Source organism: Bacteroidota bacterium, assembly GCA_039111535.1.
Classification (GTDB): domain Bacteria; phylum Bacteroidota; class Rhodothermia; order Rhodothermales; family JAHQVL01; genus JBCCIM01.
Genome location: JBCCIM010000195.1, coordinates 1 through 12416, shown reverse-complemented (window position 1 = coordinate 12416; position 12416 = coordinate 1). Strand labels below are relative to the sequence as shown.

The 12416-nt window shown below is 51.4% G+C and carries 7 protein-coding genes; 1 reads left to right on the top strand and 6 read right to left on the bottom strand.

Going from position 1 to position 12416, the window contains the following annotated elements; all coding sequences use genetic code 11:
* A partial coding sequence (locus tag AAF564_22070; GenBank protein MEM8488254.1) for a TipAS antibiotic-recognition domain-containing protein occupies positions 1-372 on the top strand: 372 nt, incomplete at its 5' end.
* A 77-nt stretch (positions 373-449) separates the two neighbouring features.
* Here AAF564_22070 and AAF564_22065 read toward each other — a convergent pair.
* From AAF564_22065 to AAF564_22040, 6 genes are all read right to left on the bottom strand, one after another.
* Positions 450-1403, bottom strand: coding sequence for a sulfotransferase domain-containing protein (locus tag AAF564_22065; protein ID MEM8488253.1), 954 nt, complete (start codon positions 1401-1403; stop codon positions 450-452).
* Positions 1404-1407: 4 nt separating this feature from the next.
* On the bottom strand, positions 1408-2565 hold the full coding sequence (locus AAF564_22060) for a glycosyltransferase (GenBank protein ID MEM8488252.1): 1158 nt from the start codon (positions 2563-2565) through the stop codon (positions 1408-1410).
* Positions 2566-2567: 2 nt separating this feature from the next.
* Positions 2568-3674 (bottom strand): UDP-N-acetylglucosamine 2-epimerase (non-hydrolyzing), encoded by a 1107-nt coding sequence (gene wecB, locus AAF564_22055; protein ID MEM8488251.1) that lies wholly within the window; start codon positions 3672-3674, stop codon positions 2568-2570.
* An 18-nt stretch (positions 3675-3692) separates the two neighbouring features.
* Entirely contained in the window at positions 3693-4889 is a 1197-nt protein-coding gene (locus AAF564_22050; GenBank protein MEM8488250.1) for a prenyltransferase/squalene oxidase repeat-containing protein, read from the bottom strand.
* A 114-nt stretch (positions 4890-5003) separates the two neighbouring features.
* Positions 5004-10361, bottom strand: coding sequence for a malectin domain-containing carbohydrate-binding protein (locus AAF564_22045; protein MEM8488249.1), 5358 nt, complete (start codon positions 10359-10361; stop codon positions 5004-5006).
* Positions 10362-10718: 357 nt separating this feature from the next.
* Positions 10719-12224: a sodium-dependent transporter gene (locus tag AAF564_22040; GenBank protein MEM8488248.1), complete on the bottom strand. Its 1506-nt coding sequence runs from the start codon at positions 12222-12224 to the stop codon at positions 10719-10721.
* Positions 12225-12416: the final 192 nt, after the last annotated feature.

The window sequence follows — 12416 nt, the reverse complement described above, 5'->3', positions numbered from 1 at the left end:
CTCGAAACGATTAAGGTGACTAAAATGCACGAGAAATATTATACTCCCGAACAACTGGAAACCCTGAAGCAACGTGGTGAAGCCATGGGCCCGGAAGGTATGCAAAAAGCACAGGCCGACTGGGCTGAGCTCAATGCTGAATTCCGGAGCGCGATGAAAAACGGTATCAATCCAGCGGCTGATGAAGTCCAGGCGCTGGTGGTCCGTATGAAAGAGATGATCCATGCATTCACCGGTGGCGACGCCGGTATTGCGCGTTCTCTTGGCAACATGTACAAAACAGAAGGCGCCGAAAAAGCCAGTCGAGGCGCAATAGAGAAAGCGCTTGCCGACTATATGGGCAAAGCGCGGGCAATCGCAGAAGGGGGATAAAAAACAGAAGCACGCAGCCGGCTGCGTGCTTCTGTTTCAAATCTAGTTTCCAATATTATCAGGCAGTAACGGTTTCGCTACCAGTTGCCATCTTCTTCGTAACCCAGCTTGATAAGCAAATCGTTGTAGTGGGTTTTGAAGTAGGCTATATGATCATCGTTGAGGTGGTTTTTCCAATCACCGTGCACCCCTTTACGGTAGTGGCTCTTGATGTTTTCCTCCCCTTTCTTACGGCCGCCCGCCATACGTTTGAAGCTCAGCTTTTCCGTCACTTCTTGCAGGGCAACACGTGGGAACGTGTACAGCGGCCTTTTGGGTACCATAAAAATTGGCATCTTCCCTGGCATAAACCGCCGGCCTTTGTGATTGAGGCGGTTCATTTTGAGCCGCATGTTACGCATCTTTAGCCCGAGGCCGGCGCGTTCTTCAGGGTCGAACATCTCCATGAATTCCAGGATCTCCTGAAATTTCCCCACGGGATCTGCGCTAAGCTCTTCCATTTTGATTTCAAGGATGTGGTCCTGGTTGTAGTCCCACTCCCCCATACGCCGAAACTGATCCTGCAAATATTCGAGTTCGAAGAAGAGCCCTTCTTCTTTGGACAGGCCGCTCAACTTATCCCGAAGCGTATTCAGTTCATCCCATGTTGGCGCTTTCAGGCTGTGCAGATGGGAAAAGTAGGCAGAAACCACAATGTCTCGCGGATCTCGCACGACATGAAATGCGCGGTATACTTCCAGGTCATGGGTATAGCGCAGATCGGTATTGATGTACGATAGAAACTGGAGTTTTTCTTGCTTTACAAGGGGCCCCAGGGTGCCATACTGCTCAAATGAGTATGGCTGATGCACAATTTTGAACGAGATGCCCATATGCAGGCAGATCTCGCGCAGGATGTTGTCAATCCAACCGGTGGCGCATTTGTGGTGCCCAAAGAACATCCGCAAGGGAAACGGGCCATTGCCGTTTTGGCTCGCCTGCTGAATGGTATTACTTTTCAGGGCAGGAGGTACTTCTTCGCTGATATTCATGCGTCTAGGTTGTAGCCGGCGCTGGGGTCGGCTTTGCTGCTGGATCAAACTGCATCAGAAACTTGTCAAGCGACTCCGCGAGGTACTGCCAGTCGAACTGGTCAACCTTCGGCACATGCGTCGGCGGCGGATTGGTAAACGCCTGCACGATACCTTCCGCGTACGGCTCGGCATCTGGTGATGCAAAGACGAGATTATCAAAGCCAAGACGCTCTGCTTCCGTGATGCGCGGCACAACAATTGGTTTGCCGGCAGCTGTGTATTCAAAAATCTTGATTGGCGATGCAGCATCGTAATAGACGGCTTCATCTACCGGATACATGCCCACGTCTGTTGCTGCGAAGTATGAGGCAATTTCGGCGTATGGCACAGGTCCTGTAAAGAGGAAGGTATCCTCGGCATTCGGAATTTTGGCGAGCGCTGCCTCAATAGCCGGCGAATGACCAACCAGTAAACATTTCAGGTTTGGCAGTTGCTTTTTTGCAAGCAATACCGACTCCAGGAAATACAGTCTGGAGCTACATGTTAGTCCAATCAGGCTGACTACCTGGGCGTTTTCGAGCCCCAACTTCTTGCGCACAGCATCACCGGACGCGTTACGCATTTTGTTGACGTCAGCGCCGTTAGGCAGGTAAAGCGACGGCTTATCGTACCGCTCTGCCCGTTCTTTGGCGATACTCGACACGCAAAGAATTGCGTCCGACTTTTCCATGTAGGTGATTTCAGGATGATCCGGTTTTGCATCCCAGTCCGCACAATCGAGATAGTCGAAAATGAGCGGCACATCCAGGTCAAACGGCGGATAGCCAGTCATGAAGCTGGTAGGTCCTGCAATCACAAGGTCGATATCCTGCTCTTTGACAATGCGACGGATATCTGCATGAAAGAACCGTTCGTTGATGCCTACATTTTTGTAGTCTTTGCTGCGAAACGGCTTTGTAAAGTCGGGTATGCGGCGAACATGGTACGCATCCAGATCATCGATGGTCAGCGGGTAGAACCGCAGGCCAGCGAACACAGCTTTGAGCCGATCGCCCCCTTTCCAGGTCTCCCAGGTGAGGGTGTAAATATGGTGCCGGTCTTTCAGCAATTGAATAAAATACTGATCACGCCGATGCGCGCCGGGCTCCGAGGGGCTGTGAGGAATCCAGAGAATGTTCATTGCTAGAGCGCTTCTTTAAGGATACGAACAATGTTTGCGGAGGCAGTGCCATCTCCGTAGGGATTGATGGCCATCGACATAGACTTGTGTTCTGCTTCGTCCATCAATTTTGCTACCTGCTCAACGATGTTGTTGGTATCGGTACCTACAACGCGCACCGTGCCGGCTTCCACAGCCTCAGGGCGTTCTGTTACGTCTCGCATCACAAGCACGGGCACGCCTAGCGCCGGCGCCTCTTCCTGGATACCACCAGAATCGGTCAGGATGATGTAGCTTTTCGACATCAGCTTGGCAAACTCCAGGTAATTGAGTGGATCCATCAAGTGAATGCGATCAATATCTTTTAGCCGGCCATACACCGTGTTTTGCACATTCGGATTGTAATGTACCGGGTAGATGATTTCTACGTCATCGTAGCGGTTCACAATTTCATTGAGGGCGTCACAAATGTTTTCCAGCGGCTCGCCAAAACTCTCACGGCGGTGTGCCGTCACGAGGATAACGCGGCGGTTATCCCAGTCGATGTCAAGCGGCAGCTCACATTCTTTTTCAACCACAATGTGCAAGGCGTCAATCACCGTATTCCCTGTAATACAGAGATAGTCTTCAGGCGTATTTTCCTGCTTAAGGTGGTCGATTGCGGTTTGCGTTGGCGCAAAGTGGAACGTGGAAAGCACGTCGACCAGTTGCCGGTTCATTTCTTCGGGAAATGGCTCGTACCGGTTGTAGGTACGTAGCCCGGCTTCAACGTGGCCAATCGGAATTTTATGGTAGTACGCTGCGAGTGCGCTCGCCATTGCTGTCGTTGTATCACCATGCACCAGCACACAGTCGGGCTTAATTTCGCCAAACAAGGTATCGAGGCGCTGGATGAGACGAGAGGTCAGGCCGGCCAGTGTCTGGTTGGGCACCATCACATCGAGTTCGTGTGTGGGCTCAATCTCAAATACGTCGAGTACCTGCTTCAGCATGTCGCGATGCTGGCCTGTAGAGCAGGCAATTGCTTCAAAAGTATCCGGGTGCTTCTGTAACTCCTTCACGAGAGGCGCCATTTTTATCGCCTCTGGGCGGGTGCCAAAAATGACAACCACCTTTGCTTTATCTTTCATATAAATTTATATCGATCCCTAGAATAGGTCTCTGGCTGAAATTGGTCGATGTGCAAATTCTATCGCTTGAATGGCAAACATTGTTGGCCACGTATACATCATGTAATCGGTCCGAAATCTACCTTTTATATAATGCAGGCCACCGCTTTCGCTTTGCATCTCTTCTTTTACGAAAGCAATGGCTTTTTTGTAGTTCGGTGTGTATCCGCTGCCGGCGAGGGCAAAGAGGCGTGCGGACTGTGATGTTGCGTCAGCCGCTTTGAACGCATGTACCGATTGACGGGCGCGTCTTTTTAGCTTTCGGCTGTCTTCGTAGACCTGGTAAACGGATCCGTCTTCGTTCTGTACCTGCTGTAACCAGGCCACGCCCCGAAGGGCTGCTTCCGTGTATCGTTCCTCGCCCAGGTAAGCACCCGCTGAAATAAATCCTTCACAGGCATAACAATGTGCGTGGGTAAAAACGAAATTTTTGCTCGGCATCGACCAAAACATCCCATCTTCGCGCTGCAATCCAAGTACGTAGTCGCATACTTTGCGCGCGCCTTCAGCAAACCGTGGCGCTTTCGCATATTCTGCCAGTTTCAGCAACGCCATGGCATTTTTGACATGGATACAGCTCCCATCCCCAAAGAAATTGCCAGTATTGAGGTTGCCTGCCTGCGCTGTGGCTTTGGCGAGAAATCCACCATCTTCCCGCTGCATGGAAAGCAGCCAGTCCCCGGCACGAATTGCGCTATCCAGGTATTTCTGCTCTTTGTGCACATGGTACAGATCCATGATGCCCATCGTACACATAGACGTGTCAAACGTATACTGCTCTCCGTTTGCACAAGACTGTAACGGGTCAGGACAGTGCGGATAGGCCCCTGAATCAAGTTGAATCGAAAGCAGAAAATCTGCTGCTTCGATAGCGCCTTGCAGGAATTTCTCGTCTTCACGCCAGCGAAACAAGTGCGCAAAAACGCTCACGCCATAGCCTGTTATTTCAGTGTATTGGCCGGGGCTGTGGCCCGTTTTATCGTGCACACCGTGGCTGAAGGAGCCATAATCTTTTCTGCCGGCAGTTAAATTCCGAACAGGTGCCGCTGTGAGCCAGGATATCATGCGCTGCAATGAAGCGTCTGCTTCCAGGCTGATATCGGTTAATCCTTGGGGTAAAATGTGATCTGGGGGAATTGTTTTTGTATCTGTCGAAGCGCTCTGATCATCCATCATACTACTACAAACTATATGAAGCGCCGCAACACCTCCGTTTGGCCCTGAGCCAGAGGATTTAATCCGGGCTACAGAATCAAACGGAAGTGCTACATCACTGTATTACTCAATTAATTACTTCACAAAAGTCATTCGACCCGTTTTAACCTGGGTCTCAGTGCTCATTTCGGCAACCACGCGATAAAGATAAATACCCGAACTCAGGCTACTGGCGTCCAGTGTGAGCTGTCCGGCACCTGGCGCAAAGCCCTGGGCTGGAATTTCGAGTACCTGACGCCCCATTACGTCGTATACCTCAACGGATACCAGCGCCGGCTGTGGCACTTCAAATATCACGTTGGTTGTCGGATTAAATGGATTTGGATAGTTGCCAATAAGCCGGAAGGCACTTGGTATAACAGTATCTTCTCCTTCGTTACTGACAAGGGTCGGATCAATAATTTCGATGGCTTTTACTGCGGCAAAGTTTTCGCCGCCATCTTTGAAAATCTCCAGATCAACAACACCATCACTGGTTGTTGTGAACGACTTCATGATACCCACATCGTGCCCTACTTCTGCAAAGGCGTCGATATTATCAAATACGGCCGGCACGACACCATCTACCGAGATATCAAAAATGCGGGGGCCATCGGTCCCATTGTTATCGTCTGTCAGGAAGATTTCTGCCAGAAATACCCGAATTTCGACCATGGTGCCGGAAGGCACAGGGAAACTCCACTGCTGATTTGGCTCCGTAGCCGGATCCCAACGCTCTGTTTTGAATACCTCAGGCGGTACGCTGCCAGGCACGGTGCCGTCAAGGGTCACATCATCCAGGGTACCAAAGGTATGGTCGCCGGCGCCAAGAGAGTTCACAAACGGTGATGGCGCACCCACTTTGGCCTGCCCAAGCGCATTGGCAGAGAACGGTGTCTGGTCTTCGGCCCAAACGCGTTTGCCGTCAAGTGAAGCCAGCGCTTCTCCGCCAGTATTCACGCGATAGAGCACTTCACCGTTTGAGACGGCCTGCCCAACGCCATTTACAGTGAGCTTAGCTGGTGACCCAGACCCGCCCGTGAAAGCAATTTCGAGTTGGGCAGATTTTGCGCCGGCTGAAGTTGGTGCAAATCCAATGTCCAGTTCGCTCGATCCGCCGCCAACAATGTTGAATGCAGAAGTAAACGCATTCGTAAAGTCTGCAGCCCCCGATCCGGAGTACGAAACACCTGTTACCGTGATATCGTCTCCTCCACTATTTTCAATGGTAATGGTGCGGTCGTTTGCGGTGCCGCCAACTTCTGCAACATAGAAGTTAATCGGATTTGGCGAAGCAGTTATCGGGCTCGGGTCGCCGAGTGTTGACACCTCAATGCCAGAAAACTTGCCTTCCCGCACACTGGATGTCATCGCAATCTCTAGCGCGCCATCGGTCACATTGATGTCTTCAAATGTATAAACCAGCGCTGTTGCAGCACCGACTTCGTCGTAGATATCAAGGTCTGTAATGGATGCCTGCCCGCCTTCAATATCAATACTGAATACGCGTTTGTCAGGCCCGCCAAGCTCAGCGCCTCCACCGGGTGCGCCGAAGAAGATCTCAGCAAAATGCAGCGTCACATTGTAGTTGCCGTCACCCGGTACCGGGATGTTGTACGACAAGCCGCTCATGCCGGCATCAAAACGCTCTGTCTGGTAAATCTGATCTGAGTCAGTACCAGCAATTTCCGTTGTATTGGAAAATGTACCGCCACCAACAAAGAATTGGTCAGCATCCCAGCTCACGCCATTAACCGATACCGTTGGGCCACCCGCGTTAATACGAACAATGGTTGTTGCAACGCCGTCCGGGTCGTAATCGAGTACCACAACATCAGAAACATCTCCTGATCGGCCATCTGCGTCTTCAAACACAGCGGCTGCGTAGTTGATGCCTCCTTCTGCCTGCGAGTTGCCCAGCGTAACATTAAAGTCTATAAAGCCGCTCCCGCCAATCGTTTCGTCAAATTCTTGCACAGCCAGCGCCGTATTGGCTTCAAAAGCATCGACATCAAAGCCCCCCCCCGACAGGAATAGCGCCGCTTCAACAACCATAAGCCGCACCTGCTGTCCGATATCGCCACTGACGCGGATGGTCTGTTCGAGGTCGTCTACTTTTGATTTCAGGGTTGAGGCGCCGGGTACACTAATGGCCGGCGCGCCAAGAATGTCAGCTGCAGCAAAGCCGGCAGATGCACTCACACTGCCCTCAACCTGGAACAGTTCAGCTGTATACTCCGAGCCATCGTCAAAGCTCACCGTAACGGAGGCGCCAGACAACTCAAGTCCGGATACGCTACCAGACTCACCTGGTCCCGGTGCGCTTGCCCCTTTGATTGTTGTTGGGTCAACATCAATTGAGAAGCCAAACGAATCGCCAGGATCAAAATCAGTAAAAGTAGCCGTAACAGCGTCGTAGCCGTCTTCGCCGTTCGTGCCGTTATGTGGCGATTCGAGCGAAGCATTGGCAAAGCCTGTCTGGCTCTGACCATTGTCTGGCGTAAAGCCTTTGCCCGTATTGTCACCCGCAGAACCATCCGGGTCAAACACTAAATCCGGGAAGATACTTGTGCTAAGATCAAAGGTTACATTGGTAATTTTCTGGCCGTTCGTCGAGGTATTCTCAACACTGATGCTGCCACCGGCAACTGTGCTAGCATCTATGTCTTCCGGCGTGGCAATTTCAACAAGAGCTGATGCCCCATTGGAGATCGTGGTTACATCTACTTTGTCCCATGTTGCGGTAAAAGGTGATCCGGGACCATCAGATGTCGCTATAATACCCACAGCAAGCGCCTGTCCATTGCTCTGGAGTGCAGACAAAACATCACCAGAAAGGCTGATTGGGCTACCCATGTAAAACGGCTCGTTGTTGTCTACCTGATAGCCTGGCAGCGCAGTGCCGGCAGCCGGATCTACCTGTAAGAAAAGACTTAACGATCCACTGGCATTCAATACGTCATCAGGGATCTGCTCACCACCGCCAAGATTGTCGCCATAAAGGGTTGTTGTGGCAGAGCCACCATTCTCCCATACCACTTCAATGCCACCATTTCCTCCGTTGGCTGCAAGGGCAACTTTTAGGTAGTTATCCTGGTCACCGGTACCGACATAAAAGCCCTGTGATTGCCCATCTTGTGGCGTTGTGGCACTAAAGAAAGGCGGTTTGATCAGAACTTCTACTTCAAACGGCGCAGTAGCACTCGATACATCAACACCAAACTGCAACGCATTATCCTGGTCGTTCGAGCCGGCAAGCGCATTGCCATCCGTTACACTGGGGAAGGTAAGCAGACCAGCTGTACCGCCAAAAATGCCATTGGCGGTATCGAACTGATCGAGGTAATCGCTGCTACCATTTGTCATCAGTCCGTTAAAGCCCAGCCCAAAGAATCCGGTTGCCGGATCTTCGTTGAACAGGTCGTACTTGATGGGCAACGTGTTACCTATGCCATTGGCTGCATCGATAGCAAAAGCGTCATCCACATCATCGGTCCCATCATTGTCATCGTCAGCATCGGACAAGTCGGATATCAGGTCGCCATCAGCGTCACTTGGCTTGTCTGCAGCGCTACATTCGTTGGTGCCATTTGCAATTTCATCGTCGTTGCTATAGCCATCGCCATCATCGTCCTGGGCACCGGGGCCACCGTTACAGACAACGCCTTCAACCGGTTCAAACACTGTTACGCTCCAGGAGCCATAGGTTACAGCCCATATCGTGCCGGGAAACGGATCATCGTCACCCTGTGCGATGACGTCAAGGGGATTCACGCCGAAGTTGCTGAAGAGCTCTTCAACGCCATTGGTTACGGCATCGCCAGCCGCATTGAGCTTGGCGATGTAAATCTCACCGCTAAAGCCGGCTGAGATAATGGCACCCTGAATTTCTCCGTCGAAGTTACTCGCTGTATATTCGGCCATGCCATTGGTTGAAGGGACGTAATCAACCATCGACCCATCATCTTCACCAGAGTTACGAAAGTCACATTCTGCCGGGTATCCTTCGCTTACAGGAATTGGCGGCCAGTCAGCTGGCAGCGGATTGGGTCCGGCTGTGCTGGTACGAAACGTACCGGCTCCATCAAAATAGGTATAAAGTCCAGCGCCGGCAGGGTTACCACGGATCGGCGTTGGGTGCCCGCCATAGTAAGGGCGGCCGGCTTCCAGTTCACGGATGAAGTGCATGCCGTTCAGGTTGTTCACCTGGCCGTCGTTTGGCCCGGGCCCTGTGGAACCAGGCTCAGCCGGATCATAATCGTTTGTACAAAGGCCGGCACTTGCGCCAGGGTAACTGCCTTCCCCAATGGGATGACCGCCCCAGCCTGGGTTTGCACCGTTATCAATGGTGTACATGTTGCCTGTGTATGGCGCAGTCTCCATGATCACAAGGTCATAGGGATTTCTGAGTCCCGTGGCATGCAATTGTACCGGACCACCTGCAACCAGCTTTGACTGGTTCAACCCATTGTTGCCGCCAAACGGGTCGCCAATGTCTTCGCCCGTATAGCCAGGATCTGAGGGATCGGTAATGCCATTTACGTTGTCGCGGGTTGGGTCATCAACCGTTGGCATGTCGTAGTAATAAGACTCGTTTCCGCTCCCTTGCAGGGGTAGCGCTTCGATAGCACCAAGGTCAACGCTCAGAATGGCGGCAGCCATGGCGTATTCGGTGATGCGGGTAAAGTTGTTGGACGGCGCGCCGCCGTTTGTAAGGCCACCAACTGCGACATACATCATATTGTTGGCTTCATCGAGCCGGATGCCGTTCACAGAGTGGTTTTCTTCAGAACGCGGCAAGCCACGAACCAGATCGACTTTATTCCAGGCGCTGCCATCCCATGTGAGCCGGCTAATTACGCCAGAGTTGGTATCCAGTCCTGAATCATCAATGCCGTTGAGGTCACCACCACCATGGCGCGGGTCGCTCGAAGTAGCGTAAATGATTGGATTCGACGGTGTACCTGTTAATAGAATACCCGTAATCTGGCGTGTTACTGCCAAGTCGAGCGGAAAACCACTTTGTGTGATGGTTGTGGTATTGAGTGGACCGTCATCATCGTGGTTGTCAATATTCTCTTTGAGTACACGAATTGGCTCTGTATCGGTGATTTCGTAATCATTGGGGCCGTTTTTAACAATCGTGTAAGCGCTGATCAATCCGTTGAGCTGGGCTACATAAAGCCGGCCATCCGGACCAAAATCCAGCGTTGTTGGCAGTACCAGGTTTTCACCCTCCAGCGCACTTGCGTCAAAAGACACCGGGTTGTTTGCACCTGCCGGGTTATACACCTGCCGCGTATCTAGCGCGTTGCGCGCGGCATTCTGGTTCAATTGCGGTTTAGGCACGTGGCTAACCTGTGCCTGAGAATTTGTGGGTAATGCTGTAAGGAGAATGGACAGTACTGTAAAAAATGTCCACACCTGAACAGACGGCAATCTATTAGAAACCATGTGATTAATTAATTACGATGTAGTTAAATATGAGTACCAGGCCCTGAAAAGAAATGGGGGTCACTTTTGCATTTGTTATCAATGAATTGACAAGTATCCCTTGAAATCAAAATCTGTACCCAATCGTCGTACGGGTAAGACTTAATTTTAAAAACCTGGAAAAGCCTTATGATTCACAGCCTTATTTAACCGAAACACTTTATCAGAGGTCGTGACAGGTTTAATTTCTGACGGAACGAAAATACGTTACCAAACCGTGTAATATCGGGCGATCAAAAGATATACTAAAACAGGCCGCAACAACACGCTTTAACGGGTTATCACGGCCTGAAATACTAAAACAAGGGCGTATGGTCGCTAGGGTTGCACGAGGGCACCCCGCTTGAGCCGGCTAACCAGCCAGCGGTTAATAAGCATGAAGAACACCATAACTGCGCCCCACTGCAAGACACACGTCATAAAGCTGTACGGATCCGTTGGGTCGTACCAGGTATCTGGTGCATACACAGTAATCGAGAGATAGAGCCACCATACCAGCAACACAATCGCCTGGAAAGGAATTGCGTAGCGCATGATGAGGCCCCAGCCTTTACCAACACCCCAGTCCCCAGGCGTAGCATTGACCTCTTCACGACGCAGATGCCCCGGACCATAGCGGATAACAGCAAAGGCAACCAGCGCACCAGATATCATCAGCGCAACGCCCCATACAAAGTCCTGGTTGCCGAGGATGTTTAGATTCATCGCAGAGGGTACACCAAGCAAAAAGCCAACAGAGCAAACTGCAGCAACAGCTTTTGTGCGTGACAGGCCACCATCGACAAAAATACGTGTCGTCAGCTCAATCATGGAAATCAATGAACTGAACGCAGCAAACGAGAGCCCAAGGAAGAAGAATATTGCAAACAAGTTGCCTCCTGGCATCGCTGCAAATATCTGTGGCATCCAAATAAAGGTGAGCCCTGTAGAAGCCGGCCCGCTGTCTTTCATCACGGCAAGCACCTCAGTACGCGACATGTCTGCGCCAAGGATGGCAAACGCGGCGGCAAAGATGGTAACTGCTGCAATCAGGGATACGGTATTGTTGCCCACACCGGTGATAATGGAATTTTTAACAATGCCGTGCTCGCGTTGCATGTAGGCGCCATACGTGAGGATCAGGCCCCATCCTGCGCCAGTGTCCCAAGCGTTCTGCGTGAGGGCATCAAGCCAAAGTTTGGGACTGGCAAACAGCTCCCAGTCAGGCGTAAAGAGGAACTTAATCCCATCACTAGCGCCGGATAGCGTAACACTGCGCACCAAAGCAACCAGCACAATCAACACGAGCGTCGGGATTAAGATTTTGTTCACCCGCTCTATTGAAGAAATGCCACGCCATACCACGAGGGCGCCAAAGCCCATTGCAATCCCGTGAAACAGGATGGGGCGCCCTCCTGCCTGGAAATTCTCCCATACAGCTGTAGAAGCCGCTGTATTAAGCGGTAAGGGATTGGTTAACATCTCGGTAAAATAGAAGAGGCACCAGCCGGCCACTACAGAATAGTAGAACATGATGGCAGCGGCAACAAACGCAATAAAGGCCCCCATCCATGCATAGCGCTCGCCAACGATGCGAGTGAAGGTGCCCACAAGTCCCATTCTGCCTTTTCGGCCCAGGGCATATTCCGCAATAATAAGCGGCAAACTCCACACAACCAGGAAAATGGCCCAGGCTATCAAAAAAGCGCCGGCGCCATCATCGCCACTGTTTTGGGCGGCTATCCGAGGAAATCGCCAAATATTGCCCGTACCAACGGCGATACCTAAAACACTGAGCAAAAGACCCCAGCGCGAAGAAAAGCGTTGTTCTGCGTTCACTGACATGCTTCAACTGCCCCAAAGAGGCGATTAACAGGTGGGTGTTAACTGAGCATGAACGTTAGAGCCTTTTAGGCAGAGGTGCAAGGGGTTCAGATAGAGTCTGTGCTAATTTTTTTGTTTCAGATAGGAGTAAAGAGTGAGGAGTAAAGAGTGAGGAGTAAAGAGTGAGGAGTAAAGAGTGAGGAGTAAAGAGTG

What these genes read in the sequence shown, in the direction of transcription:
- AAF564_22065 (MEM8488253.1), bottom strand. Translation starts at nt 1,403, where the DNA reads ATGAATATCAGCGAAGAAGTACCTCCTGCCCTGAAAAGTAATACCATT.
- AAF564_22060 (MEM8488252.1), bottom strand. Translation starts at nt 2,565, where the DNA reads ATGAACATTCTCTGGATTCCTCACAGCCCCTCGGAGCCCGGCGCGCAT.
- wecB (MEM8488251.1), bottom strand. Translation starts at nt 3,674, where the DNA reads ATGAAAGATAAAGCAAAGGTGGTTGTCATTTTTGGCACCCGCCCAGAG.
- AAF564_22050 (MEM8488250.1), bottom strand. Translation starts at nt 4,889, where the DNA reads ATGATGGATGATCAGAGCGCTTCGACAGATACAAAAACAATTCCCCCA.
- AAF564_22045 (MEM8488249.1), bottom strand. Translation starts at nt 10,361, where the DNA reads ATGGTTTCTAATAGATTGCCGTCTGTTCAGGTGTGGACATTTTTTACA.
- AAF564_22040 (MEM8488248.1), bottom strand. Translation starts at nt 12,224, where the DNA reads ATGTCAGTGAACGCAGAACAACGCTTTTCTTCGCGCTGGGGTCTTTTG.